The 26,754-nt window shown below is 63.6% G+C and carries 17 protein-coding genes; 7 read left to right on the forward strand and 10 right to left on the reverse strand.

The window, feature by feature from the left end; all coding sequences use genetic code 11:
- Positions 1-38: 38 nt before the first annotated feature.
- From S4A8_RS04815 to S4A8_RS04825, 3 genes are read left to right on the forward strand one after another with little or no spacing between them, the layout of a single operon-like run.
- Entirely contained in the window at positions 39-1,529 is a 1,491-nt protein-coding gene (locus S4A8_RS04815; RefSeq protein WP_353219249.1) for an efflux transporter outer membrane subunit, read from the forward strand.
- Positions 1,526-2,872, forward strand: a complete 1,347-nt coding sequence (locus S4A8_RS04820; RefSeq protein WP_353219250.1) for an efflux RND transporter periplasmic adaptor subunit — start codon at positions 1,526-1,528, stop codon at positions 2,870-2,872. Before S4A8_RS04815 ends, S4A8_RS04820 begins: the two co-directional genes overlap by 4 nt.
- Positions 2,869-5,961, forward strand: a complete 3,093-nt coding sequence (locus S4A8_RS04825; protein WP_353219251.1) for an efflux RND transporter permease subunit — start codon at positions 2,869-2,871, stop codon at positions 5,959-5,961. The genes S4A8_RS04820 and S4A8_RS04825 overlap by 4 nt, the downstream gene beginning before the upstream one ends.
- Here the strand turns inward: S4A8_RS04825 and S4A8_RS04830 are convergent.
- Complete coding sequence (locus S4A8_RS04830) at positions 5,931-6,962, reverse strand: response regulator (protein ID WP_353219252.1); 1,032 nt, start codon at positions 6,960-6,962, stop codon at positions 5,931-5,933. The genes S4A8_RS04825 and S4A8_RS04830 overlap by 31 nt on opposite strands.
- Positions 6,959-10,213 (reverse strand): hybrid sensor histidine kinase/response regulator, encoded by a 3,255-nt coding sequence (locus tag S4A8_RS04835; RefSeq protein ID WP_353219253.1) that lies wholly within the window; start codon positions 10,211-10,213, stop codon positions 6,959-6,961. Before S4A8_RS04835 ends, S4A8_RS04830 begins: the two co-directional genes overlap by 4 nt.
- A gap of 355 nt (positions 10,214-10,568) precedes the next feature.
- On the opposite strand from S4A8_RS04835, the gene S4A8_RS04840 reads away from it, so the two are divergent.
- On the forward strand, positions 10,569-11,096 hold the full coding sequence (locus S4A8_RS04840; RefSeq protein ID WP_353219254.1) for a hypothetical protein: 528 nt from the start codon (positions 10,569-10,571) through the stop codon (positions 11,094-11,096).
- A gap of 902 nt (positions 11,097-11,998) precedes the next feature.
- On the opposite strand, the gene S4A8_RS04845 is transcribed toward S4A8_RS04840, so the two are convergent.
- From S4A8_RS04845 to S4A8_RS04875, 7 genes are all read right to left on the reverse strand, one after another.
- On the reverse strand, positions 11,999-12,856 hold the full coding sequence (locus S4A8_RS04845; protein WP_353219255.1) for a Rossmann-fold NAD(P)-binding domain-containing protein: 858 nt from the start codon (positions 12,854-12,856) through the stop codon (positions 11,999-12,001).
- Entirely contained in the window at positions 12,849-14,033 is a 1,185-nt protein-coding gene (locus tag S4A8_RS04850; protein WP_353219256.1) for a heme biosynthesis HemY N-terminal domain-containing protein, read from the reverse strand. Before S4A8_RS04850 ends, S4A8_RS04845 begins: the two co-directional genes overlap by 8 nt.
- On the reverse strand, positions 14,033-15,607 hold the full coding sequence (locus S4A8_RS04855) for a uroporphyrinogen-III C-methyltransferase (RefSeq protein WP_353219257.1): 1,575 nt from the start codon (positions 15,605-15,607) through the stop codon (positions 14,033-14,035). Before S4A8_RS04855 ends, S4A8_RS04850 begins: the two co-directional genes overlap by 1 nt.
- A 46-nt stretch (positions 15,608-15,653) precedes the next feature.
- On the reverse strand, positions 15,654-16,436 hold the full coding sequence (locus tag S4A8_RS04860; RefSeq protein ID WP_353219258.1) for a uroporphyrinogen-III synthase: 783 nt from the start codon (positions 16,434-16,436) through the stop codon (positions 15,654-15,656).
- Entirely contained in the window at positions 16,433-17,353 is a 921-nt protein-coding gene (gene hemC, locus S4A8_RS04865; protein ID WP_353179698.1) for a hydroxymethylbilane synthase, read from the reverse strand. Before hemC ends, S4A8_RS04860 begins: the two co-directional genes overlap by 4 nt.
- Positions 17,354-17,419: 66 nt before the next feature.
- Positions 17,420-18,151: a LytR/AlgR family response regulator transcription factor gene (locus S4A8_RS04870; protein ID WP_353219259.1), complete on the reverse strand. Its 732-nt coding sequence runs from the start codon at positions 18,149-18,151 to the stop codon at positions 17,420-17,422.
- Between the two features lie 39 nt (positions 18,152-18,190).
- Positions 18,191-19,228: a sensor histidine kinase gene (locus S4A8_RS04875; protein WP_353219260.1), complete on the reverse strand. Its 1,038-nt coding sequence runs from the start codon at positions 19,226-19,228 to the stop codon at positions 18,191-18,193.
- Between the two features lie 241 nt (positions 19,229-19,469).
- Between S4A8_RS04875 and argH the strand changes: the two genes are divergently transcribed.
- The gene (gene argH, locus S4A8_RS04880) at positions 19,470-20,870 is read left to right on the forward strand and encodes an argininosuccinate lyase (RefSeq protein ID WP_353219261.1); all 1,401 of its coding nucleotides are present in this window, start codon (positions 19,470-19,472) and stop codon (positions 20,868-20,870) included.
- A gap of 64 nt (positions 20,871-20,934) precedes the next feature.
- Positions 20,935-21,447: a DUF1269 domain-containing protein gene (locus S4A8_RS04885; protein ID WP_353219262.1), complete on the forward strand. Its 513-nt coding sequence runs from the start codon at positions 20,935-20,937 to the stop codon at positions 21,445-21,447.
- Positions 21,448-21,871: 424 nt separating this feature from the next.
- On the opposite strand, the gene S4A8_RS04890 is transcribed toward S4A8_RS04885, so the two are convergent.
- The gene (locus S4A8_RS04890; RefSeq protein ID WP_353219263.1) at positions 21,872-22,738 is read right to left on the reverse strand and encodes an NAD(P)-dependent oxidoreductase; all 867 of its coding nucleotides are present in this window, start codon (positions 22,736-22,738) and stop codon (positions 21,872-21,874) included.
- A 71-nt stretch (positions 22,739-22,809) separates the two neighbouring features.
- On the opposite strand from S4A8_RS04890, the gene S4A8_RS04895 reads away from it, so the two are divergent.
- The gene (locus tag S4A8_RS04895; RefSeq protein ID WP_353219264.1) at positions 22,810-26,022 is read left to right on the forward strand and encodes a DUF748 domain-containing protein; all 3,213 of its coding nucleotides are present in this window, start codon (positions 22,810-22,812) and stop codon (positions 26,020-26,022) included.
- Positions 26,023-26,754: the final 732 nt, after the last annotated feature.

The following is a 26,754-nucleotide window of genomic DNA, read 5'->3' on the forward strand; positions in this document are numbered from 1 at the left end:
CTCGTTTTCACAGCCGGTAGAATGCGTCCGAGTCTCCCGTGATCTGGTCATCGCCCATGCGCCTTGCCGCTATTGCCTGCCTGTGTGTGGCGTTCGCCGGCTGCGCAACCACACCACTCGACCAACTGGCGCAACCGGCATTCGAACTGCCTGCGCGCTTCGGCGCCCAGGGTGAGGCCGGTGTGGCCAGCCGCTGGTGGACGGCCTTCGACGATCCGGGGCTGAATGCGCTGACCGAACGCGCCCTGGCCAACAACTTCACCCTGGCCTCGGCCTATGCGCGTGTAGAACAGGCCCGCGCGACGCTGGCCAGCGCCAACGCCGATCTGTTTCCGAGTGTCGACGCCAGCGTCGAGCAAAGCGCGACCCGACGTTCGAATAGCGGCGCCGAGGTCAGCGGCAGCACCGCCGGCAGTAACGGCGTCGTGCTCGACAGCGGTGGCTCGAACTGGCGCGATACCCGAACGTTGCAGTTCTCGGCCGCCTACGAACTCGATCTCTGGGGCCGGCTGCGCAATGCCCGCAGCGCGGCCGTATTCGATGCACGCGCGAGTGCCGCCGACTATCAGGCGGCCGCGATCACGCTCACCGCCGATCTGGCCAGCAACTGGTATCAGCTCCAGGAACTGCGCGCACGCATCGCCCTGCTCGAAGACCAGATCCAGACCAATCGCGATGTGCTCGATCTGACCACTTATTCATTCACGCATGGCCAGGCCCAGGCCGCGGATGTGCTGCGCCAGCGCCAGGCGGTGGAATCGGTGCGCGGCCAGCTCGAACAGACCCGGGCCAGCGCGGCGGTAGTCGAACACGCGCTGGCCACGCTGGTGGGCGTCGCCCCGGAGCACTTTCAGCCGCCGCAGGGCGAGCTGATCGCCCTGCCCGCGTTGCCGGATACCGGCGTGCCGGCGACCGCGCTCATGCGCCGGCCGGATGTACGCCAGCCGTTCTATGCGCTCGCCGCCGCCGATCGGCGGGTCGCGGTGGCCGTGGCCGACCGCTCCCCGCAGCTGTCGTTGTCGGCCAGTCTGTCCAGCAGCAACGACTCGGGCGATCTGTTTTCCAACTGGATCACGCAGCTGGCCGCCAATCTCACCCAGCCGATCTTCGATGCCGGATCGCGAGCGGCCGAGGTCGATCGCAGCGAGGCGGTCGTCGCCGAAGAAGTGGCCGACTATCAGCAAAGCCTGCTCGAGGCCTTGCAGGAGACCGAGGATGCGCTGGCCAACGAATACCGCCAGAAGCGCTATCTCGAACGCCTGGATGAACAGCTGCGTCTGTCGCGCGAAAGCGTGGCCAACCTGCGCCTGCGCTATCTGCGCGGGGCAACCGACTATCTCGATGTACTCGATGCCCTGCTCACGCGCCAGAACCTGCAGGTGGATTATCTGGCCGGCCGCCGACAGTTGCTCGACTACCGTATCAATCTCTATCGCGCGCTCGCCGGCGATATCGACAGTCTGCCCGATGCCGGCATCGATACCCCGGACGTCCCGCTACGCGCCGCCGCCGACGAAGATCGTCCATGAACACACCCGCCTCGAAAAGCCGTATCCCGCGGCTGCTCTGGATCGCCCTGCCCGCGCTGGTGCTCGTCGCAGGGGTAATCATCGCGTTCGCCATACTCGGCAGTGCGCCCAGCGCGCCCAAGGGCAAACCGCGCGAGCGTCAGGCACGGCTGGTCACGGTCACGCCTGCGGAAGCCGCACCGGCCACGCTGGATTTCTCGGCCAATGGCACGGTCGAGGCTGCGGATTCCACTACCCTGCGCCCGCGTGTCTCGGGCCAGATCGTGGCCCTGACCGACAAGCTCGCGCCCGGCACCCGCTTCGAACAATCCGACGTGCTCGCTCGTATCGATCCCACCGACTACGAGCTGGCGCTGGCCAGCGCCCGTACCGATCTGGCCAATGCCCGTGCCGCGCTGCGTGTCGAACAGGGCCAGCAGGCGGTGGCCAAGCGCGAACTGGCGCTCGTAGGCAGCGAGGTCAGCGCCGACGAACGCGATCTGGCCCTGCGCGGCCCGCAGCTCGAACAGGCCCAGGCCGATGTCGAGGCCGCGCGCACCGCGGTCGAACAGGCCCGGCTCGATCTCGAACGCACGAAGATCCGCGCGCCCTTTGCCGGCATCGTGACCGAACGCAGCGCCTCGCTTGGCGATGTGGTCACCACCAGCGATACGCTGGCCACGCTGGCGGCGACCGACACCTACTGGGTCGATGTCTCCATGCCGGTCGATCAACTGCGTTTCATTCATGCCGCCGACGCCCAGCGCGCTGGCACCCCGGCTCAGATCTACTATCCGGACGGCTGGGGCGCCGATGCCTTTCTGCCCGCCGAGGTGCTGCGTATCCAGCCGGCACTGGAAACCTCGGGCCGCATGGCGCGGGTGTTGCTGCAGGTGCCCGATCCGCTGGGCGACAACACGCCCGCGGATACGCAGCTGCTTATCGGCGCCTATGTCCGCGCCGCCCTGGAAGCGCGTCTGCCGGCCGACAGTGTGCTTATCGACTCGGCCTTCGTGCACGAAGACAACAACGTCTGGGTGATGGACGAAAACGACCACCTGGATATTCGCAGCGTGAATATCATCTATCGGGATGCCAACCAGACGGTGGTTTCGGCCGGGCTCGCGCCGGGCGAGGCCGTGATCAGCAGCGAACTGACCGCGCCCATTCAGGGCATGCCGGTACGGGTGGAATCCCCCAGCAGCGACGCCCCGTCCAAGGCCGGCAACGCAACCGATAAGCCGGCCATGGCCGGCGACACGATCGACGACACGGGCAAACTCGGCCTGCGCCTGAGCGGGCCGCCGGCTGATCTCGGTGACGGCTCACAGACATTGGCTAAGACGACGGAGCCCCGTTCGTGAGCGACACCCCGCGCCGCGGCCCGATCGCCTGGATGGTGGCCAATCGGGTCACCCCGAACCTGCTCATGCTCGTGCTGCTGGCCGGCGGCCTGCTGATGACCACGCTCATCAAGCAGGAAGTCTTTCCCGAGTTCAGCCTCGACATGGTCACCGTCTCGGTCGCCTATCCCGGCGCCACGCCGGAACAGGTGGAACAGAACATCGTGCTGGCCATCGAGGAGAAGGTACGCGATGTCTCCGGCATCGACGAAATGACCGCGGTGGCCTCGGAGGGCAGTGCCACGGTCACCTTGGAGTTGTCGGAATCGGCTGACGGTCAGGCCGTATTCCAGGATGTCCAGCAGGCGATCAGCCAGGTCACCACCTTTCCCGACGATGCCGAAAAACCGGTGATTTCGCTATCCGATCATCAACGCGATGTGCTCGATGTACAGCTCTACGGCGATGTCAGCGAAAACGCCCTGCGTGCCTATGCTGAGGAAGTACGCGACCGGCTGTTGCAGTCGCCGGATATTACCCAGGTCGAACTCGAAGGCGCACGCGACTACGTGTTGCGTATCGCCATCTCGCAGCAGCGGCTGCGTAGCTTCGATCTGACCCTGGGCGAGGTCGCCGATACCGTGGCCGCCTCGGCAGTGGATGTCGCCGGCGGCAGCGCGGATACCGCCGCCGGCGAAGTATTGCTGCGCCTCAAGGGCCGGCGCGATACCGCCCGCGAGTTCGAACGCATACCGCTGGTGACCACCGCCGATGGCACGGTGGTGCGGCTGGGCGATGTCGCGCACGTGGAAAGCGGCTTCGAAGACAGCAAGACCGAAGCCACCTACGACGGCGCGCGCTCGATCGGTATCGAAGTGTTTCGCGTGGGCAAGCAGACGCCGATTTCGGTGTCCGAGGCCACACGCAAGGTGATGGCCGAGCTGGAAAACGATTTGCCGCCCGCGCTGCACTACGCGATCAACGGCGACAGCTCGGAAATCTATCAGCAGCGCCTCGAACTGCTGCTCAAGAACGCGTTCATGGGCCTGGTGCTCGTGCTGGTCGTACTCAGCCTGTTTCTGGAAGTGCGGCTGGCGTTCTGGGTGACCATGGGCATTCCCACGGCCTTTCTCGGGGCCTTTTTGTTCCTGCCGTTGATGGGCGTAACCATCAACATGATCTCGATGTTCGCCTTTATCATCGCCCTGGGCATCGTCGTCGACGATGCCATCGTGGCCGGCGAAAACATCTACGAACAGCGCGAGCGCGGGGCGAGCGTGATGCAGGCAGCCATCGCCGGCGCGCGCGATGTGGCCATGCCGATCTCGTTTTCCATTCTTACCAACGTGGTGGCGTTTCTGCCGCTACTGCTGGTCCCGGGTTTTCTCGGCAAGCTGTTCGGGGTGATCCCGATGGTCGTGATCACCGTATTCCTGGTGTCCTGGGTCGAGGCGCTGTTCATCATGCCCGCGCATCTGGCCCATGGCCGAACGCGCCAGCGCAACCGCCTGTCGGCCGCGATTCACGCCCGCCAGCAGGGGTTTTCACGCGGTTTTTCGCGGTTCGTAAGCGATTATTACGCGCCGTTTGCGTCGAGGCTGGTAGTGCATCGCTATCTCACCTCGGCGCTGGGCGTGGCGGTGCTGCTGATCGTGCTCGCCTGGGCTTTTTCCGGACGCATGGGCTTTGCGCTAATGCCCAAGGTGGAATCCGATCGCGCCCAGGCCACGCTCACCCTGCCCTATGGCAGCCCCATGGATCGGGTGCAGGCCACACGCGATCGCCTGCAAGCCGCCGCCCAGCATGTCATCGACAATAACGGCGGCGATGATCTGGCCACGGGCGTATTCGCCACCATCCAGGAAAACGTCATCGAAATGCGCGTGTATCTGCAACCCGCGGATGTACGCCCGATCAGCACGGCCGCCTTCATTACCGCCTGGCGCGAACAGCTGGGCGATGTGGCCGGACTGCAGTCGGCCCAGTTCCAGTCCGATGCCGGCGGGCCCGGGGCCGGCAAGGCGATCACCGTGGAACTGTCGCATCGGGATACCGATACCCTCGACCGCGCGGCCGAAGCCCTGGCCACGCGGCTGGGCGAGTTCGCCGGTACTACCGATATCGACGACGGCGTAGCCGAGGGCAAGAACCAGATCAGCTTCACCCTCAACGAGGCGGGGCGCTCGCTCGGGCTGACCAATGCCAGCGTCGGCGCCCAGGTCCGCGCGGCCTTTTACGGTGCCGAAGCCCTACGTCAGCTGCAGGGGCGCAACGAAGTCAAGATCCTGGTGACATTGCCCGAGGCGGAGCGCGACAGTGCGGCGGCAGTACGCAATCTGCTCATTCGCACGCCCGATAATACCTACGTGCCGCTGGCGCAGATCGCCGATATCGACTACACCCGCGCGTTTACCCAGATCACGCGTCGCGACGGCCGGCGCAGTATCGAAGTCAGTGCCAACGTAACCCCCTTCGATGCCACCAGTCGTATTACCCAGACCCTTAACGCCCAGACGCTGCCACAGCTGGCAAAAGATTATCCCGGCCTGACCTACGGCTATTCAGGGCGTCAGGAAGACACGGCGAATTCAGTGCATGCCCTGTTCGTGGGCTTTGTCTTTTCGATGGCGGGTATCTACATGCTGCTGGCGATTCCCTTTGCCAGTTATATCCAGCCCCTGATCGTGATGATCGCGATTCCGTTTGCCGTGGTGGGTGCGATTCTCGGTCACGAGATCATGGGCTACTCGTTGTCGGTGATCAGCCTCATGGGCGTACTGGCGCTGGCCGGCGTGGTGGTCAACGACTCACTCGTTCTTATCCACTATGCCAATACCCTGCGCAATCAGGGCGAGCGCCCGGCCGATGCGGTGCGCCTGGCCGCAGTGCGGCGTTTTCGCCCCATTCTGCTGACCACGCTCACCACCTTCGGGGGGCTGGCGCCGATGATTTTCGAAACCTCGCTGCAGGCGCGTTTCATGATCCCGATGGCGATCTCGCTGGGCTTCGGCATTCTCTTCGCCACCGCGATCACGCTGGTGCTGGTGCCCTGCTTCTATGTCATCGTCGAAGATCTGCGCTATGCCATGGGACGGGGCGAGCCAGCCTGACGCGCGTTTCGATCGGCTTCGTCGCGTTGATCGCATTCGTGCTTGATCTCGCGAATGATGGGCAGAATATCCATGAAGTGTTCGATCAGGCGCGGCTCGAAATGACTGCCGGCGCTGGCCTGCATGGTCTTGACCGCCTTGTCGATCGGCCACGCGGGTTTGTAGGGCCGTATCATGGTCAGCGCATCGAAAACATCGGCGACCGCGGTCAAGCGTGCCGATTCGGGGATATCGGTGCCCGACACCCCCTCCGGATAACCCGTGCCATCCCATTTTTCATGGTGGTATAGCGCGATTTCGGCGGCCATGCGAAACATCGGCCCGGAGCCGTGCTCGAGAATGCCGTAACCGATTCGCGAATGCGTTTTCATGACCGCCCATTCGCGCTCATCCAGACGGCCGGGCTTGCGCAGTATCGCATCGGGTATGCCGATCTTGCCGATATCGTGCAATGTCGCCGCGAGCTCAAGCTGAGTGGCGTCTTCGTCGTCCCAGCCGCTGGCTCTCGCCAGCGCCGAGGTATAAGCCGCCATTCGCCAGATATGCAAGCCGGTATCGGCATCGTGGTAATGGCCCGCGTTGCCGAACATGTAAAGCGTCTCGCGATAGGCGCGATCCACCTGGCTGGCGTGAACCAGCGACAAATGGGTGCGCACCCGCGCGCGTACGATCGCCGGTACCAGCGGCTTGGTGATGTAGTCGACCGCACCCGCGGCGAAACCGGCCGTTTCGTTACCGATATCGGTCATATGGGTCACGAAGATGACCGGGATATCGCGGGTCGCCTCGTTCTCCTTGAGCTGGGCGCACACCTCGTAGCCGTCGATATCCGGCATACGGATATCCAGCAGCACCATTTTCAATCGCTGCCGCTTGCACACGTCGAGGGCCTCCTGACCGCTGGTCGCGAATATCAGGGCGTGCTCCCCACCGAGTATCTGGCGCATCGCAGCGAGTGTCTCCGGTTCGTCGTCGACCACGAGAATTCGTCTTGCTGTCATGGCGCCTCCCCCAATTCGATATCCAGCGTCGCTGCCAACGCGCGCGTGGCGCGCTTTCCGGCAGCAAAATCGAAGTTCTCCAAGGCCGTATCGATCTCGACCAGCGCCTGTGGCGGCACATGCGCGCCCAGCGTCTTGAGCCACGGCTCGACCGCGGCAGGGTCGTTATCGTCAAAGCCGACGAGCAAACCTCGTAATGCCTGCTCGATTATGACGTAATCACCCGCACCTTGTCCGGCCTGCGGCGCAGGGGCCGCTACGAACGCATAGCGGGCGATCCAGGCGTTGGCGCGCGACAGCGCCGCTTCGAGCGCATCGAATGTGGGTTCCGTATCGCGCTGTGCGACCAGGGCAACTTCCAGCCGACAGGCGCATTCCTGAACCTCTTCGAGCCCGAGATTGGCGGCCGCGCCAGCCAGGGTATGGGCCATGGTCGGCGCGGCGCCGGGAGCCATCTCACGCATAACCGGTACGCTTTGTGCGTACTTGCGTATGAACCGGCGCAGATAACGCTGGTAGATCGCTTCGTCTTCCCATATCGCGAGCGCACGCTCGAAGGCGACGACGGGTTGCCTGCGTTGAGCATCCGGGCCGGGGTCGGGCCGCTCGGTGGCGGCTTCCATGGCATGTGCCGGGCGCGCGTGCCCTACACAGCGATCGATCACATCCACCGCCTTCTGGGCATCGAAGGGCTTGGGCAAAACATCGGTCATGCCGGCCGCGCGGGCGTCGTCATATTTGCCAGACTGCATGCCGGCACTGGAAGCCACGATCGGCACATCGGCGCAGGTTGGCATGGCGCGAATGGCCCGGCAGGCCTGATACCCATCGACACCCGGCATCTGCAGATCCATGAGCACGATATCGACTTCGTCGTGATAGGCATGCATCCAGTCCACGGCTTCCTGGCCATCGGCGACCAGCACCACTTCGGCGCCTTCGTGGGTGAACACACGGGCCAGGAACTCGCGGTTGATGTCGTTATCGTCGGCTACGAGAATTCGAACACCCTTGAGTCGATCGCCGGTGTCACGCGCGACCGGCATCGCTCCGTGGCGATCGCGCAATACTTCGGTCACCGCATCGTAGAGCGTCGACGAGGTGACCGGTTTCTGAATCAACGGTCCGACGATGTTCGCCTCGCGTTGCACCCGCAAACGTTCGGCCACCTCCTGGCGCGCGGCCTGGCTGCCCATCACGATCACCGGTTCCATGTTGCCGGGGTCGATCGCATGGATCTCGGTGACGATTTCGATGATGTCGCCACCAGGCATATCCCAGTCCAGCATGAGCACCAGCGGACGGTTCCTGGCCGAGCGCTGCTTACGCGCATATTCGACCAGAGCCGGGCCGTCGACCACAGCGGTCGCCTCCCAGCCGAGGGCCTGTACGGTATTGCGCAGGCCGGCCCGTGCGACAGCGTTATCGTCGGCCACGGCCACTTCGATATCGGTCAGGTCGCGACATCCCTGCACGTGCTCGCCTTCGCGTTCGAAATCGAGGGTGAACCAGAACTCGCTGCCTGCCCCGGGGGTACTCGACAAGCCCATTTCGCCGCCCATCATGGCGACCAACCGTTTGCAGATCGTCAGCCCCAGGCCGGTGCCGCCATAGCGCCGCGAGGTTGAAGAATCCGCCTGGGCGAACTGTTCGAAAATACGTTGGCGCTGATTCGGCGGAATACCGATACCGGTATCACGGACCGCGAATCGCAGGGACACACGTTCGCGTTCGAGATCCAGAATACTGACCGACACAGCCACATGACCATGTTCGGTGAACTTGATGGCGTTGCCGGCCAGGTTGATCAGCACCTGTTCCAGACGCAAGGGATCGCCGATCAGTCGATCGATCGGCGCAGGCGGCGGGATGATTACCAGCTCGATATCCCGATCCTGTGCGTTGGCCGCCATGATGGTCGCCAGATTGTCGAGCACATCCGCAAGATTGAAGGCCTTGTTTTCCAGTACGAGACGGTCGGCCTCGATCTTGGAGAAATCGAGGATGTCATCGATGATTCGCACGAGTGACCGGCTGGCGGCGTCCATCTTGCGCAACAGCTGGCGGGCGTAATCGCTCAGGCGCTCCTGGGCGAGCAGATAGATCAGACTGGAGACCGCATTCATCGGCGTACGAATTTCGTGGCTCATGTTGGCCACGAAATCGGCCTTGGCACGCGCCCCGGCCTCGGCGGCATCAGCCCGCGCGGCCAACGCCCGGTTAAGGCGCCCGATACGCAACTGCGACCGTGCGATCCAAGCGCTCAGGCCCCAGGTCACCAATAGCACAATCACAATGACCGGTACGAGCGAACGCCATACCCGGGCGCCGATCATCGCGACTTCGTCCCGCGCAATCTGGATCGCGACATACCACATATAGGGCTGTTCGCTATGCACGCCCGGCGCCTGCGCGTCGTTTTGAATACTCGCACGCACCGGGGCGAGCGGATCGATCCGGGTCCATATCCACAGCCGGTCGTCGATCAGGCGACTACCGGCCGGACCGCTTTGAATCACCTGCCAGATATCAGGGTAGCGTTTGCCGAAACGCCGATTCGAGGACAATTCGAAACCCCATTCATCAGCGCGCTCGGGGCTGTGCAACCAGTAGCCGTCGCGGTTGAGCAGCATCAGCTGGTCGGAAAACTCGCCCGCCGCCAGGGCAAACGCATCCAGCCACTCGCGTCCGAGCACATTGGCGACTACCAGCCCGCGTCGGCGACCACTCGCGTCGAACAGCGGTGTGGCAAAACGGATGACCGGCTTGTGGGGTAGCTCGAGCTGGCCTTCTTCGATATTCAGATTCAATGGCGATACATAAATCTCGCCATCCGCCATTGCCAGGCCAGAGCGCACGTAAGGGCGCTCGCTTTTGTCTTGCAACAGCTCGCGCGCGCGTACCGCGATCCGCCCCTGTTCGTAGTCGACGCGTAGCCGCTCGCTGCCGTGGCGGTCGATCCAGCGTAGCTGCGCGATACTGCGATGCGCGCGCATGTAATCGCCGAAATGATCGGCCAGGCGCGCGCGGTTGGCTACCGAGGGCTGCTGCAGCACACCGCTGGCCAGGGTCAGGTTCTTGAGAAAGACAATATCCTCGGCCGCCACCCGCAAACGCTCGCGTAACGCCTGTGCGGCCACTTCCGCTGCATAACGCGCCTGTTCCAGGCTGCCCTGCTGCTCGTAGCGTATCTGCGACTGGGCATAAAAATAACCGCCGACGCCAACCAACAGCGCGAAACTCAGTGCCAACAGCGCAAAGTTGAATAACGCCGATTTCAAGGTGGGCCACCACGGCTATATGCGAATGCCCAGGCGCCAGAATCGCGGCGCACGCAGGTATTCCGCGCCGCCGGCCCTACCCACACGGCATACATTCGAAGCGGCCACGATTCGTTCACTACGAAGTCCCCGTCGAGATTTGTGCTTTGCCTCGGCTCAACCAAGAAAGCACGGTCGCGGCCATTGCATCAACTCGTTGGGCACGCCAATGCCGTTCGGACGACGCTTGCAGCGGTGCGAGCAGCCCGGCTCAGCAAACCCCGTGGCGGGCTCGAACAAGTCTCTCGAAGGCACGGCTGGCGCCGTCGACACGCCGGTCGATGCCATGAAACAGGTACGCCTGCTGGCAGCCAGCGGGTATCCTGTAGTGCCCTGGTCTGTGCAGAACACGATGACGCTACGCAAGATTCCGTCGCTCGCTCTGGCGATTATGCTCTACGGCATGCTCAGTGCCTGTGCCGGCGCGCCATTGCCCCCGGCAGACAACGGCGCGGCGCGCGCGGTTGCCGTGCCCGGTGACGACGGCGTGCTGGTCGAGCGTCTGCGCGCGAGCCTGCGCGAACGCGGCTGGGCGCTGATGTCTTACGACGCGGCGGCACTCGAACGTAGCCGTGCCTACGACAGCCTGGCCCGCCAGGCTAAATACCGACTCACGCTCTCCGAAGACCGCATCGGCAACTGTCGCGGCGGCACCCCCAGTTATCTCTACAACGCTGCCATGATCGAAAACCTCAGCGGTGATGTGGTTTTCGCGCTGACCGGCGCAAACTGCCTGGATACGGTAATTTCACGCTTTGCCGACGGACTGGACCGCAACGATCTGATCGTGCCGCGTATCGGCGCCGGCGGCTGAGCCCGCGCCGGCTGATCAACCCGGCACAAAATAGATGGATTTTTCGGGTTGAACGCACACCTTTGAACACAGGCGCGTCGCAGCCACTGGTTGCCACGACATGCACATAAATAGTGGCCAGGCCTCGGCGTTCTTGATTACGCAGACAGATAGGTAACACGACAATCACTTTCCGCAGATCGACCCAGATCAACACAGATCTGGGCAGGGGGCTGGCGATGTCGGGTTTGTGCGGGGCCGCTTTTGATATGTGTGAATCGGCGTCGATCTGCGGACACGGCTTTGAGAAACGTAGCCCGTAGCGTGAACCGGCGCGCCGGCTCGGCGGCGCCCGCCGGGCACGTTTACCTTGATCCTGCGTGACATTCGTTTGGTGTCTCTCGAGCAGGCAGGTTGGCCGCCAGTGAACGCGAAGCCTCGCGAATAAGGCGCGAAGACAGATCACTCGAAGGCCAGGTGGCCTGATTGATGTTCACGCCGCGTGCTGCTCAGCGCACTCATCGGTAACACGACAATCACTTTCCGCAGATCGACACAGATCGTCACAGATCTGGACAGGGCCTGGCGACGTCGGGTTTGTGCGGGGCCCGCTTTTGATCTGCGTGAATCGGCGTCGATCTGCGGACACGGCTTTGAGAAACGTAGCCCGTAGCGTGAACCTGGCGCGCCGCGCCGGCGGCGCCCGCCGGGCACGTTTACCTTGATCCTGCGTGACATTCGTTTGGTGTCTCTCGAGCAGGCGGGTTGGCCGCGAGTAAACGCGAAGACAGATCGTTCTAAGGCCAGGCGGCCTGATTGATGTTCATGCCGCGTGCCGGGCTTCGTAGATGATCAAGCCGGTGCTAAATTTCTCGACGGCGTCGAAAACCGCGCACCTCGTCCGCTGTTTGGGCGCCGGGTTATCAGTCCAGCGGCGGCTCGGCCTTGAGACTGGCAGCCAGCCCATCGTGAAAATCCGCGAACGCGAATTCATAGCCGCTGTCCTCGCGCAGGCGCTGGTTGCTCAACCGCCGCGACTCGCGCAGAAACGATAGACGCATCGCCGAAAAACGCTGCTCGGCCTCGGCCCAGGAAATACGGGGCGGCGGCTCGACATCGAGCATATGCGCGAGGGTGTCGTAATACACGCCCAGCCCCGTCGGATGGCCATCGCTGGCGTTATAGACGTTATGCGACAAGCTCTGGCTACCGGCCAGCCAGGCGATGGCGGCGAGATCGTCGATATGAATCCGGTTGCTCCAGCCACCGTCGGCGTCATCGAGAATCGGCGTGGCGTCACGTAGCCGCTCGATCGGCAGCCGGTTTGGCCCGTAGATGCCGGGCGCGCGCAGTATGCGCGCCTCGCGCGCGAATGCCAGGATCTGGCGTTCGGCGTCGACACGTCGTTTGGCACGCTCGCTTTCGGCATTCACCGGGCGTGTTTCATCCACCCAGTCGCCGCCGCAATCGCCGTACACGCCGCTGGTGCTGATATAGACGGTATAGGCCGGCGTCGAGTCCAGTGCGGCGAGCACGCGGGCCATGCGTGTATCGGACGCGCCTTCGCGTTGCGGCGGCGCAAAATAGAACAGCCGGTCGCAGGCGCCCAGATCGAGCGTATCGGTATCGAGATCGAGCACCCGCGCGGTCGCGCCAACCCCGCGTACCCGCGCCGCGCTGGCGGAACTGCGCACCACGCCGGTGACCGAATCGCCTGCGGCGACCGCGCGTGCGGCAACCCGCACGCCGGTGTCGCCACAGCCCACGATCAGGCTATGCATCGTCGCGCAATTCCAGGCCTCGGCGATAGGCCGAGCGCGCTTCTTCCTTTTCGTTGATTTCCTCGAACAGCCGGCCCAGCTCGAGCAACGCATCCGGGCGCGACTGGTTCTTCTGGCTGGCTTCGAAATAGCTGCGGGCCCGTCCCCAAAGCCGATTGCGCAGGCACAGGCGGCCAGCCACCAGCAACAGTTCGGGCTCTTCGCCGTACTGCTTGAGCCAGTTTTCGACCGTGGCCAGCTGGGCCGTACGATCGGCACATTCCAGGTCGCCAAACAGCAACACCAGCGACGCGCTCCATTCCTGCTTGAGCGTTTCGCGCACCACATCGGCGGCCTGTTCGTCGGCGCCGGCCTGCTTGAGCAGCTTGGCATAGCGCTCGACCATGCTCGGGCGCGAACGCAGGCGCTTGGGCACGCGCTTCCAGGCCGTGGTCAGGGCAATGGCATCTTTCTGCTGGTTGTGGGCCAGATCGTCGTTCCAGGCATCCACGGCCAACCGATCGATATTCTCGGTAGGCATCTCGCCGTATTTGTACAGCGCCGGCACCAACGCGCGCAGCTGCTTGTAGTCGCCCACGCTCGCCGACTGCGCTGCATACAGCTGCAGGACCTGCGGATGGGTCGGTTCCATCTGATACAGCCGGGCGAGGCTGGCCATGGCTTCAGCACTCTGGCCCTGCTGGATCTGCAGCTGGGCCTGGGTGAGTAATACCGCTAGCTCGCTCGCGCCCTTGCGCGAGGCAGCCAGCTCGAGAAACCGATCGCGATCGGATACATGGCCCTGGAACTGGGCCGCGCGTGCGGCGAGCAGATAATTCAGCCCGGGTGCTTCGTGGCTATCGGCCAGACGGCTGAGCTCGGTCTGGGCACGCGCCCAGCGCCCCTCCAGCAACAGCTGCATACCGTCATAAAGCGAATGCCGCGCCTTGCGTTCGCGGCGTTTGGCCAGCCGGTTGCGCAACGAGCGCGGCAGCAGCACGCCGGCCACCACGAGTTTGTAGAGACCGATCGCAATCGCCAGCACCACGACCAGCGCGGCCACCGCGAACAGCAGCGAGGTTTCGACTTCCCAGCCGCCGAAGGACAGCAGCAGATAGCCATGCTGATCGCGAAAGACCAGCGCAATGACAATGCCGAGAATCAGGAATAGGCAGAAAGCCAGCAGCGTACGGCGCATCAGGCACCTTCCTGGCCGGTCGCCTGACCGGTACCTGCGTTATCGCTTTCGCCACCGGCGCTACCGGCGCTGCTATCGCCCGAGCCGGCGCCGCCGCGACGCGACTTGAGTTGCTCGAGCAGTACCAGGCTGCGAGAAATATCCGGTGTATCCCAGTCGAGCTTGACGTTGCTCATCTGATCGAGCCGCTCGCGCATGTTCGACACGGGCGCAGCGTCGGTATCGTAGTAGTCGGCAAGCCATTCGCGGGCAGTGGCCAGACTCTCGCGATAGTTCTGGGTATCGCGTTCGAGCAGGGCTAACCGGGCACTGCGCAGTTCCAGCTGCAGATTCTGATTCAGGAAGAACGCCTGATCCGGCGGCAGCAACGCGCGCTGCGTACCATCCGAACGGCGAATGGTGAGCATGCCGGACAGCGCATCGCCAACCGAGTTCTTGAAATGATCCCAGCCCTGGCTGAACTGCGACTGGAATTCGTCGAAGCTCATGCCCTCGTCGCTATCCGCGTCCTGCGACGCCTGTTCCTGGTTTTCGTATTCGCCGGGCACGCTCGAGGCCAGCGGCAGGTTGGGCACCTGTTCGATCAGCGCGGCCAGCTGTAACGACAGCCCTTCGATATCCGGCGACGGCAGCGCCTGCAGCGCGGCGATCTCGTTGGCGATTTCGCCGCGAATATCGAACAAACGCGGATCGTTCTTGCGCGCGATGGCATCGCTGGCCATTTCCAGCGCACGGGCTGCGCCCTGCGGGTCGTCATAGAGCTGGACACGCTGATTGGCAACGCGCAGCAGCGATTCGATCTGATCGAGTTGCAGCCGGTTGGCGCCGTCATTGCGCGCATCGGAGAGCTCCGCCAGCTGAGTCTGGGTCGTTTGCAGCGACTCCTGCAGCTCGGAGATCGTCTGGCCACGCCGATCGAGGCGCGAACCCAGATCGTCGAGATCCGAATTCAGCGACTGCAGTCGCGAATCGAAGCGCGACAGCTTGGGCATGACGATGTCCTGCACGCTGGATTGCACGCTCTTTTCGACCGTATCCAGACGCGAGTCCGCCGAGGCCAGACGCTGTTCGCCACGATAGAGCAGCCAGCCGGATATGGCCAAGGCGATTACCGCGATCACCACCGCGACGATGGCGACGATGGGCGGCTTGCTGGCGCCACCGCTACCGGAACCGGCCGCGGTCGGCCGGTTGGGCGTCGCCGAGCCGGCCGCGGCGGCCTTCGGTGTCGACGTACTGGCCGAGCTCTTGGTCGTACCGGTCGTACCGGCGCCGGCTGCGCTCGGCGATGCAGTGCCGGACTTGGGCGTGCCGGTGTGGGTCGGCGTATTCGACGACGAACCCGAGGTCGTGCCGGACTTGGCCGTACCCGAGGCTTTTGCGCCCGACGCGCTCTGCTTCGTGCTGGCTTTGCCGGCGCTGTCCTGCCCGGAACGGGACTTGTCGGCCGCTTGACCGCCGGCCGATTTCGCCGCGCCGCTCGTGGTACTGGCCGGTTTCGACGCGCTCGCCGCGCTGTTGTCCTGGTCAGCGCCCTTGTTCGAAGGGGCGTCGTTACGCTTTTCTTCACTCATGTGGTCGCGGATTCCCCCGGTAGCCGATAGCCCGTAGCGATGGCTGCTATTGTCGGTCGCCCGTCGACAGCCGCGCAAGCGCGGCCACGATGGCCTCGCCGCTGATGTTCTCAACAATCAGCGGTGCATGCTGCCAGTACAGGCGTTGATCGGCCTGTTTTACCACACGCGCGCTTGGCGCCACCAACCGACAGCGTTGCAAGGCGGCCCGCAAAGCCACGTTTTGCGGTGTACTGGCGATATCCGCCAGATGCGACAACGCTTCACCACTGGTCACGATCGCGGTATCCGCCCGCGCGGCGATCTCTTCGAGCCGCTCGCGCTCCGGAGTCAACCAAAGCCGGCGATAAAGCGCGATCTTTTCAACCCGTGCGCCGCGTTCGCTCAACGTATCGACCAGCAGACTGCGCCCGCCCTCGCCGGACAGAATGGCAATATCCAGCCCGGCCACATCGGTCAGCGTGTCCATCGCGAGCAACGCTTCGCTGGTGAACGCACCCTGCGGGCGGTGTACGGCCCGCCCGGCCGCGGCTTCCAGCGCATCCGCGCTCGCCGCGCCCACGCCATAGAGCCGCCCGGCCGGATCGAAGTCCGGCATGATTTGCCAGGCCGCATCAACAGCATTGGTGCTGGTGGCCAGCAACCGATCAGCGCTACGCGCGCGGGCCAGCGCCTGCCGGGCAGCGGCGCGCTCGGGCGTGGTTTCGATCGCCAGCAGTGGCTCGACGATCACCGTCGCACCGGCCTGCTCGAGTTGGCGTGCCCAATCCGCGCTTTGATGCGCGGCGCGGGTCAGCCAGATCGTTTGCCCGGCCAGCGGCGCATTCATCCCAGATCAGCGAGAATCTTGTCCGCGCCAGCGGCCAGCAGCCGCTCGGCCAGCCGGTGACCCAGTTCTGCCGCTTCGCCGGTCGGGCCGCTGATTTCGTCGCGCACCATGACACTGCCATCAGGCTTGCCGACACAGGCGCGCAGGCGCAGCGTCTGGCCGTCATGAACCGCGTGGGCGGCGATGGGCAGATGACAGCTGCCCTCGAGACGTGCGTTGACCGCGCGCTCGGCATCGATCCGGATATGCGTGTATTCGTCGTCCAGGGCGGCGATATGGGCGGCGGTTTCATCGTCGTCGGCCCGGATCTCGATACCCAGCACGCCCTGGCCGATCGCCGGCAGGCTTTGCTCCACGGTCAGTTCGCTGGCGATACGCGAGGCCAGTTCGAGGCGTTCTAGACCCGCACAGGCAAGCACGATGGCATCGAAATCGCCGCGGTCGAGCTTGGCCAGACGCGTTTGTACATTGCCGCGCAGGCTCAGGATTTCCAGATCCGGGCGCAGATGCTTGATCATGGCCGCGCGGCGCAGGCTGGAGGTGCCCACGCGCGCCCCGTCGGGCAAGGATTCGAGCGTGTCGTAATGATTGGACACGAACGCATCCAGCGGGCTGCCCGGCGCGAGCACGGTCGGCAGCGCGAAGCCCGGCGGCAGTTCGGCGGGTACGTCCTTCATCGAATGCACCGCCATATCTGCCTCGCCGTTCGCGATCGCGGCTTCGAGTTCTTTCAGAAACAAACCCTTGCCGCCGATCTCGGCCAGCGGCCGATCGAGTACGCGATCACCCTCGGTACGAATGGGCAGCAACACGACGTCGATATCGGGCAGCGCGGTCTGTAGGCGCACCTGTACGTGTTCGGCCTGCCACATCGCAAGCTGGGACTGGCGGGTGGCGATACGCAGGGTTTTGGACATGAACGAAAGCCTTGTTGAAGTACGCCGGACCGCGGCGCAATGAAAATCGATGAACCGGCGCGGATTCTACTGCTGCTCGACGAGCGCGCGTACCTCGGCCAGGCGGCGTCGGCTGACCGGCACCGGCTCGGACACGTGGCGCAGGGTCAGCGTTGCGCTCTGTTCGCCGTCCAGCCGCAGGCCGGTGATATGGCGCTTGGCCACCAGCGCCTTGCGGTGCACGCGCATGAAGGCATCGCCCAGCGTCTGTTCGAGTGCGAGCAGCGACTGCTCGATGAGCAATTCGCCCTGCATATGATAGACGGTGGTGTATTTCTGGTCGGCCCAGAAATACAGAATATCGCTTGCGGCCACGCGTTCGATGCCGTCGCGGGTGCGTGCGCTGATATAGGCCGGGCCATGGCCGGTGACCACGTCGCCGAGGGCGGCAACCTGTGCACGACTGGGCCGGCGCGCCCGCGCCAGTGCGGCAGCCAGATCGTCGCGGCGTACCGGTTTGAGCAGGTAGCCGGCCGCATGGTTGTTGTGCGCCGACAATGCATGCTCGCTGTGCGCGGTCACGAAGATCACCGCCGGCGGCACGTCGGCATCGGCGAGTTCGCGGGCGACCTGCAGGCCATCCATGCCGGGCATGTGCACGTCCAGCAAGACGGTATCGGCACTGGTCTGGTCGACACAGGTCAGCGCGCTGGCGCCGTCACCGGCTTCCCCGACCACATCGTACCCGGGAAAGGCCTCGATCATGCGGCGCAGGCGTTCCCGCGCCAGCGGCTCGTCGTCGACGATCACGATTCGCATCTACGTCCTGTCATCGCGCCTGATTCGCGTCCTCTGGGTTCAACCGATCTGCGGTACGACCATGACGACTGTAAAGCGATCGGCCTGTTCGTCAACGCGCAGTACCGCTGCATCACCGTAGCGCAAAGCCAGCCGATTGCGAATATTGGCCAGCGCCTGGCGGTTGCCGGGCACGCTGGCGGCGTCGCCGGCGAGCGGGTTCGACACCTGCACGACCAGCGTGTTGCCCTTGCGATTCGCACTGATGGTGACCGTACCGCCGGTAGGCAGGCGCGCCACACCGTGGCCAATGGCGTTTTCGACCAGCGGCTGCAGCGACAAGGCCGGCAGTCGGCAACGCCGCGCGTCGGCGGCGATATCGATATCCAGACGCAGGCGATCGCCCAGGCGCAGCGACTCGATCCCCACATAGGCATCCACCAGCGTCATTTCCTCGTCCAGCGCCACCTCCGCCGGCCCCTGTTCGGAAAGCCGCGCGCGCAGCAGCACGGCGAGATCCTCCAGCGCGGTTTCGGCATCGTCCGGACGAACCGCGATCAGCGCTGCCACGCTATTGAGACTGTTGAACAGAAAATGGGGCTCGATACGCGCCTGCAACGCCTCCAGCCTGGCCCGCACCTCGGCCTGGGCATGGTTCTGCCAGGCCGAACGCAGCCAGAAATAACGCAGCGCCAGCGCAGACACGACCGCACAGATGCCTACGCTGCGAGCCAGAAAGCCGTCGTGCGACGCGTCTTCGAGCAACAGGGCAAAACCCGAATAACGCCCCGCCACGAAGGTGATTTCGGTAATCGAGAGCGTAACCAGCAACAACACCAGATAGGCCAAGAGCGCCATGCCGCGCGCCGACATGCCACTGGCATAGCGCTTGATCAGGCACAGCGCAGCCGCGCTGCACACGCCGATCCATTGCAGATAGATCGACAGCAACAGAAACCGGCGTGGTAGCTCATCGGTGAGCGAGCCGCCCAGTGCGAGCACGACCGCCACCGCCTCGCAGACCACCAGCACGCGCAGCACCCGCGCACCGGTACAGAAATCCGGCAGAAATTCGACAGGTTCGCGGGCGTTCGACATCAGCAAAGCTTATGCCGAATCATCGCTCACCGTCCCTGGCCTCATTCGCATTGCCCAACCCGGCAGAAAAACAACAGGTCTTTTATCGGCGCGAAAAGCCGCGGCTGCAAATGCGCGCTTTACTCCGATCAATAGGCCGAACCGCCTGCAACGCATGGGATGCAGCGATCGCGTTGCTATACTCGCGCGCCAGAAGCGGCGCATTGCGCCGCACCACTCGATGCAGCAGCGAGCACAGCGCATGACCCAACACACCCGCCACAACGCCGGCCATCAGACCTGGGGCGGCCGCTTTTCGGAAAGCCCCGACGCCCGTGTTGCCGCGTTTACCGAATCCGTATCCTTCGATGCCCGTCTGGCGGCCCACGATATTCGCGGCTCGGTAGCCCATGCCCGCATGCTCGCGAAAGTCGGCGTACTCACCGACGCCGAGTTCAGCGAAATCGAAGCCGGCCTGAAGGCCATCGGCGCGCGTATCGCCGCGGGCGATTTCGAATGGGACCCGGCGCTGGAAGACGTGCACATGAATATCGAAGCGCGTCTGACCGCCGATATCGGCGCGCTCGGCAAGAAGCTGCACACCGGGCGCAGCCGCAACGACCAGATCGCCACAGATATCCGCCTGTGGCTGCGCGATGCCATCGATGCGCTTATCGGCGAGCTCGAACGCCTGCGCGGCGCGCTCATCGACGTCGCCGAGCGCGAAGCCGATACCATCATGCCCGGTTTCACCCATATGCAGGTCGCCCAGCCGGTGACCTTCGGCCACCATATGCTCGCCTGGCAGGCCATGCTCGCGCGCGACACCGAACGCCTGCGCGATATCCGCAAACGGGTGAATCGCCTGCCGCTGGGCGCGGCCGCCCTGGCAGGCACGACCTTTCCGATCGACCGCGAGATGGTCGCCGCGGAACTGGGCTTTGACAGCGTGATCGACAACTCGCTGGACGCGGTGTCCGATCGCGACTTCGCGATCGAGTTCGTCTCGGCCGCGGCGCTTGTCATGACCCATCTGTCGCGTCATTCCGAAGAGTTGATTCTCTGGATGAGCCCCGCCTTCGGCTTCGTCGACCTGCCGGATCGCTACTGCACCGGCTCCTCGATCATGCCGCAGAAGAAAAATCCGGACGTGGCCGAGCTCGTACGCGGTAAGACCGCCCGTGTGAATGGACATCTGGTGAGCCTGCTCACGCTCATGAAAGGCCAGCCGCTGGCCTACAACCGCGACAACCAGGAAGACAAGGAACCGATCTTCGACGTAGTGGATACGGTCATGAACAGCGTCGCGCTGTATGCCGACATGATGCCGCATGTGGTGGTTCATGCCGATGTCTGCCGCGAAGCCGCGCGCAAGGGTTTTTCCACTGCAACCGATCTGGCCGACTATCTCGTACGTCAAGGTGTGGCGTTTCGCGATGCCCATGAAATCGTGGGTAAGAGCGTGCAATACGCCATTCAGGCCGGATGCGATCTGGCCGAACTCGACCTGGCCACGTTGCGCGGTTTTTCCGAGGCGATCGGCGAAGACGTCTACGAAGTGCTCACGCTGGAAGGCTCGGTCGCCGCACGTGATCATATCGGCGGCACCGCACCGGCCCAGGTTCGCGCCGCGGCCCAACGCGCACGCGCGGCCCTGAACTAGTCGATCAAGGAACCCGTCGGCTGGGCCACGGTCTTATATTCATAGCCAGATACACAGGATAATCATGTCGCGTCGTCTTTATTTCCTCGTACCGAATATCGATACCGCCCACGCGGTGGTCGACAAACTCAAGCAAAACGATGTATCCGAAGACGATATGTCGGTCGTCGCCCGCGATAGCGTGCAGACCAGCGATCTGCCCCAGGCCGATGTATCGGAAACGTCAGACCTGGTCGGTTCGGCCGAACGCGGCGCCGCTGCCGGCGGCGTGACGGGCGTGGTCGCCGGCCTGGCCGCCATGGCCTTTCCGCCGGCCGGGCTGGCTATCGGTGGCGGGCTGGTCGCGGCCACCGGTGTCGTCGGTGCCGGGTTTGGCGCCTGGGCCTCGAGCATGATCGGTATTCGTCACGACAACGAACAGATCGAAACCTATGAAAAAGCCCTCGATGACGGCCAGGTTCTGATCATGGTCGATGTCGCCGCCGAACGCGTCGACGAAATCGAACGCGTCATCCAGCAGGCCGCACCGAGCGCCAAGATCGAAGGCACCGACGCCCAGGGCAAGAGCGCCAACTGATACCGGCGTCGCCCCGCTCGCTCTTAACAAGGCCGGCAATCATCGCCGGCCTTTTTTTCGGCCGCGACCTTCTGGGTCGTCGTTAGCGAAAAAAATTGTCCGCGAATGAACGCAAATAAACGCGAATGAAAGCCGATTTCTGGATGCTAACCGGCGATCACGTCGCGTAGTGCTGCCATGGCCCACGCCCTGCCCTATTTGCATTTATTTGCGGACTAACCCTGCCATCGCGGCTCTCTGGGCTTCGTCCTCGGAGCGATCCGCAAATTACGCCGATTTCACAGATTTAAGACGGCAAGCCACGCCTATCGGCTGCACGTCGCTATCGCGTCAATGCCGACTCGATAAAAATCTGCGCAATCTGCGTAATCTGCGGATTGTCTTCAAAGAACCTTTCGAAAACGTTCTGATGCCGCGGCCAAGATCAGCGGTCGAACAGATCGCGGCGGGCGCGGTAGAGCGCAGAGATGTCTTCGTCGCCGTAACCCTGTTCGATGAGCTGTTCGTACTCGGCCCGCGTCTGCGCAGACAGCGGCAGTTTGCCACCGTTGAGCTCGGCCATGTGCAGGCAGATGCCGAGATCCTTGTGGTGGTGCTTCATCTTGAAACCCGGGTCGAAGATATCCTTGACCATGGTCTTGCCGCGGTGGTTGACGAACCAGTTACCGGCCGCGCCGGAGCCGACCACGTCGACGACCTTATCCAGCGGCAGATCGAGTGCGGCGGCAAAACGCATGCCTTCGCATACGGCCTGATTGATACCCGCACACAGAATCTGGTTGACCGCCTTGGTCGCCTGGCCGGTGCCGACCTCGCCCATATGGGTAATGCTCTTGCCCATGGCGTCGAGCACGGGCTTGACGCGCTCGAAAACCGACTCATCCGCGCCGACCATGATCGAGAGCGTGCCGTTCTTGGCGCCTTCCGTGCCGCCGGAAACCGGCGCATCGACGAATGCAGCCCCTTTTTCGGCCACACGGCGGGCCGCTTCGCGGGCCGTATCGCTGGCCACCGTCGAGCAGTCGATGACGACATGATCTTCGCCCAGTTCCGGTACCAGCGCATCGATCATGGCGAGCACGTCGTCGTCGGCACTCACACACATGACAATCGCCTGGGCGTGCGCGGCCGTTTCGGCGGGCTTGCTGACGGCGTCGACGCCGTATTCCTGGGCGAAGGCGTCGGCTTTTTCGGCCGTGCGGTTATAGACCGCGGTCAGCAGGCCCGCGGCCTGGAGGTTGGCGGCCATGCCGTAGCCCATGCCGCCGAGGCCGATAAATGCAGTTTTCATAGCGAACGTGTGTCGGGAAACGAAGCCTCGATGATAAAGTTTGAAACCCCGGTGGCCAATCTCGTAACGCAATGAAATTTTCACGGCGCACAAAAGGCGCTCTTGTCGCGCTGTGCGTGTTCGCCGTGCTGCTTGCGGCTGCCGCGCTGTGGCTGCCTTCAATCGTTGTACGCGGGCTGACGCTGCACTATCTCGAGCAGGCCGGCATGCAGGCCACGATCGGCGATGTCGATGTCAATATCGTGACTGGCACCGTGGTCTATGACGATATTCAGGCCAGCGCCGCCGAAGGCGAACAGATCGCCATCGGCCGACTGGCGCTGTCGCTGGCGTACGCGCCGTTGTTGTCCAAGCGGGTGGTGCTCGAACACCTGGCGATCGAAAACGGCGCGTTCGATATCCATCGCGACCGTGACAATACGTTGCGCGTGGGCGGTTATCCGATCGGCACGAGCGATAGCCAGGCCACGTCGCTTAACTGGGGTATCGCCCTGCAACACGTCGTGCTGCGCGGGCTGCGCGTGCACTACAGCCAGCCCGCCAACGGCCAGCAGCGCGCCATTGATCGGGAACTCGTGCTCAACGATTCCAACGCCCGCGATGTGGTCAGCTGGCAGCAGAACAACGACGTGCCCATGGACGCCGATGTCAGCGTCGGCGACAGCCGTATCCGCCTCAGTGGCCGCGTGACACCTTTCGGCGATCGCATCAGCGGTCATTTCGAACTGGTGACCGAACGGTTCGCGCTGGAACTGATCGCGCCGCTGGCCTCGGCCGGCGGGTTGCGCGAACTCACAGGCCTGGTCGACAGCGATCAGCAGATCGATTTCGAATACGACTCGGCGAGCGCACTCGCGGTCTCCATGGATGGCAAGGCCCACGGCCATCAATCGGTGCTGGCACTCAACAACGGGCCTCGCCTGCGCAGCGGCGGACTGAGCTGGCAGGGCAAGATCGACATGCAGCTGTTTCGCGCGCAGGGGCAACCGGCCACGATCACGAGCAATGGCGCTATCGATGTCGATGGTTTCACCCTCGACAACGGCCACAGCTTTCAGCTCGAACAACCCAAGGCCCATTGGCAGGGCAAGACCACACTCACGCTGGCCAAGGCTACCCAGCTGGCACTCGACGGCGCCTACCGGGCTGACAAGCCAGCACTCAAAAGCGGCGCGACCGCGCTACGCACGGCCGGGCTCGATTGGAAAGGCACACTCGACAGCGCGTTCGCCCCGAACACCAGCGAACTGAAGCTCAGCGGCCGTATCGATGCCGAAAAGCCGACCCTTGTCAGTGCCGGCACCACGGTAAAGAGCCCGCGGCTGAGCTGGCAGGGCCCCATCGATACGCGGCTGGCCCAAAGTACGCATATCCACGGCGATGGCCGGCTGGACAGCGGCGCGCTGACGATCGATAGCGACAGCCTGCACGCCGACACCGCCGCCGTGAACTGGCAGGGCAAAATCACCTTCGCCGGGCTCGACGATATCGACACCGACGGGCGTCTAAAAAGCGATCGCCTGGCCCTGGCCTCGCCCGGCGCGCTGGACATGGTGCTGGCCAAGCTCGACTGGCAGGGCGCGATCGATATCGACACCGGCGCGGCCACCCGTATACAAAGCGATGGCAAGCTCGACGCGACTCGGCTGACGTTCGATGTGCCTGAATCAGCGCTGTTCGAAGCCAACGATGTGAGTTGGCGTGGCAGCACGGTATTCGATATCGCCACGCTATTCGCACGGCGGGCACGGGGGCGCGTGATCGGCAACGACGCACGGCTCGAGCTACCCGGACAACCGCTGGCACTAACGACCGACCGCATCGTGTTCAACGGCGCGTACAGCGAACAACCGGCCCGCGGCGCGCTCAGGCTCGCCATGGACGGCGATATGGCCAGCCAGAATTTCCGCGCCCAGAACACGGCACTCGATGCGCCCTGGCTGGCGCTGCGCGATACCGAAGTGCACCGTCTCGTCATCGACGGTATCGACGATATCGCCTTCGACAGCCTCAGCAGCAAGGGCGTACGCGTACTCGGCGATACCGATACCAGCGCAGCCGTGCTACAGGCCGTATCCACCACGGTGCGTGGTTTTCGCCTGTCCGATCTGGCCTATTACCAGGTCGGCAATATGGACATTGACGGCGCCAATATTCATGTTCGCCGTGATGCCAACGGCATGGGCGTGATGGCGCAATATTTCGCCGGCCCGGACGATGACGCGGCCGACAACGCCACAACCGACGCCGAGCCCGGCCCCGGCACCCGCTACGCGATCGACCATCTATCGCTGACCGGTTCGCAGATCGTGTTCAACGATGTCGCGGTCACGCCGAACGTATCGCTACGCGGTTCGGAACTGGAGTTCAATCTCGACGGGCTGGATACCGGCCATCCCGATCAGGATGCCAGCTACCGGCTGGCGCTGGATGTGGGCGAATATGGCCATCTCGACAGCCGCGGCAAGATTGCGCCGCTGGCCACCGGCGGGCTGGAAATGGATATCGATGCCTGGCTGCGTTCGCTCGCGCTGACGCCGCTGTCCGGTTATCTCAATGCCGCGATGGGCCGGCGCATCGCCAACGGCGTGGCCGATGGCACACTCAATCTGTCCGCCACCAACGGCCAGCTCGACGGTATTCTGGATACGACGTTGTCGAATTTTCGGCTGATCGAGACACCCGGCGAAGAAACCGAGATCGTGCTGGGTATTTCCATGGATACCGCGCTGGCACTGGTGCGCGGTCAAAGCGATACCATCCACTTTCAAACCGCAATTCTCGGCGACGTCACCAACCCCTACTTCTCGATTCGCAACCTGGTCCGCGAAGCCGTGCTCGCCGGCCTGCGCACCGCGATCATGAGCGACTACTCGCCGGTGGGGCTACTCAACAAGGCCAAGAACGCCTTGCTGAGCATCGGCCGGTCGCTGGTGTCGCAACCGGTGGTGTTCGTGCCCAATCGCGACTATATCCGTCCCGACGACCGGCCCTATCTTGGCAAGATTGCCCAGAAGATGACCGAAAAGCCGGGCTTGAGGCTGACCATCCAGGGCCATGCCACGCCGGCCGACGCCAAGGCCATGTCGCTGTTCGGCAGCGCCACCATCGATAGCGACAACGAAGATGCGCTGCATGCACTGGCGCGCCGCCGTGGAAAAGCGGTACGCGATTATCTGGCCGCACGCGATGTCCTGCCCCAGCGCTTCACCCTCGCCGACCCGGTGATCGATCGCGACGAGGACGCCCAACCGCGCGCGACCTTGTCGTTATCCGCCAAGTAAATACACCAGGGCACCGCAGCACACAGCCCCGATCAAACAATCTGCGTCATCCGCGGATTTTGTATTAAAAACAGTCCGCGAATGAACGCTAATAAACGCGAATGGAGGACGCTGCCGAAAACTGGCCCTGCACGAGCGCCGCGCGTCGTTGCCTGGACGACAATCCGCAGATTACGCCGATTTCACAGATTGACTTAAAAACACCTGGGCCAGTAGCGGATCGCGCGTGTCGTCAGACCGTGGTGCCGAAACACGCCGCGACTGTCGGATAATCTGTGTCATCTGCGCAATCTGCGGTTCCTGTCTTGAGAACCGTCCGCTAATGAACGCCAATAAACGCGAATGAAAGACATCGGCCGCATGGTTGTCGATTCGGCATTGCTTCCAGCCTAATCAACGGCATCCTGCCCGAAACCTGTCCCTGTACGAGCACTGGGCTGCGTTGCCTGGACAACAATCCGCAGATTACGCCGATTTCACAGATTGGCTTAAGAACACCGGGAGCCAGTAGCGGATCGCGCGTGTCGTCAGACTTGGGCGCCGAAACACGCAGCGACTGTCAGATAATCTGCGTCATCTGCGCAATCTGCGGATCCTGTCTTGAAAAACAGTCCGCGAATGCACGCCAATAAACGCAAATGAAAGACATCGGCCCCCCTGGGTGTCGATTCGGCATTGCTTCCAGGCTACGCACCGAAATCCCGTATCGTGCCGCCGCGCACCGCGCAACCT

Source organism: Salinisphaera sp. S4-8, from assembly GCF_040361235.1.
In the GTDB taxonomy this organism is placed as follows: Bacteria; Pseudomonadota; Gammaproteobacteria; order Nevskiales; family Salinisphaeraceae; genus Salinisphaera.

Bases quoted from the DNA above. Each gene is read 5' to 3' on its own strand.
- S4A8_RS04875 (WP_353219260.1), bottom strand. From the start codon at position 19,228: ATGTCGAACGCCCGCGAACCTGTCGAATTTCTGCCGGATTTCTGTACC.
- S4A8_RS04885 (WP_353219262.1), top strand. From the start codon at position 20,935: ATGTCGCGTCGTCTTTATTTCCTCGTACCGAATATCGATACCGCCCAC.
- S4A8_RS04850 (WP_353219256.1), bottom strand. From the start codon at position 14,033: ATGCGCCGTACGCTGCTGGCTTTCTGCCTATTCCTGATTCTCGGCATT.
- S4A8_RS04830 (WP_353219252.1), bottom strand. From the start codon at position 6,962: ATGACAGCAAGACGAATTCTCGTGGTCGACGACGAACCGGAGACACTC.
- hemC (WP_353179698.1), bottom strand. From the start codon at position 17,353: ATGTCCAAAACCCTGCGTATCGCCACCCGCCAGTCCCAGCTTGCGATG.
- S4A8_RS04870 (WP_353219259.1), bottom strand. From the start codon at position 18,151: ATGCGAATCGTGATCGTCGACGACGAGCCGCTGGCGCGGGAACGCCTG.
- S4A8_RS04890 (WP_353219263.1), bottom strand. From the start codon at position 22,738: ATGAAAACTGCATTTATCGGCCTCGGCGGCATGGGCTACGGCATGGCC.
- argH (WP_353219261.1), top strand. From the start codon at position 19,470: ATGACCCAACACACCCGCCACAACGCCGGCCATCAGACCTGGGGCGGC.
- S4A8_RS04895 (WP_353219264.1), top strand. From the start codon at position 22,810: ATGAAATTTTCACGGCGCACAAAAGGCGCTCTTGTCGCGCTGTGCGTG.
- S4A8_RS04845 (WP_353219255.1), bottom strand. From the start codon at position 12,856: ATGCATAGCCTGATCGTGGGCTGTGGCGACACCGGCGTGCGGGTTGCC.
- S4A8_RS04860 (WP_353219258.1), bottom strand. From the start codon at position 16,436: ATGAATGCGCCGCTGGCCGGGCAAACGATCTGGCTGACCCGCGCCGCG.
- S4A8_RS04855 (WP_353219257.1), bottom strand. From the start codon at position 15,607: ATGAGTGAAGAAAAGCGTAACGACGCCCCTTCGAACAAGGGCGCTGAC.
- S4A8_RS04840 (WP_353219254.1), top strand. From the start codon at position 10,569: ATGAAACAGGTACGCCTGCTGGCAGCCAGCGGGTATCCTGTAGTGCCC.
- S4A8_RS04820 (WP_353219250.1), top strand. From the start codon at position 1,526: ATGAACACACCCGCCTCGAAAAGCCGTATCCCGCGGCTGCTCTGGATC.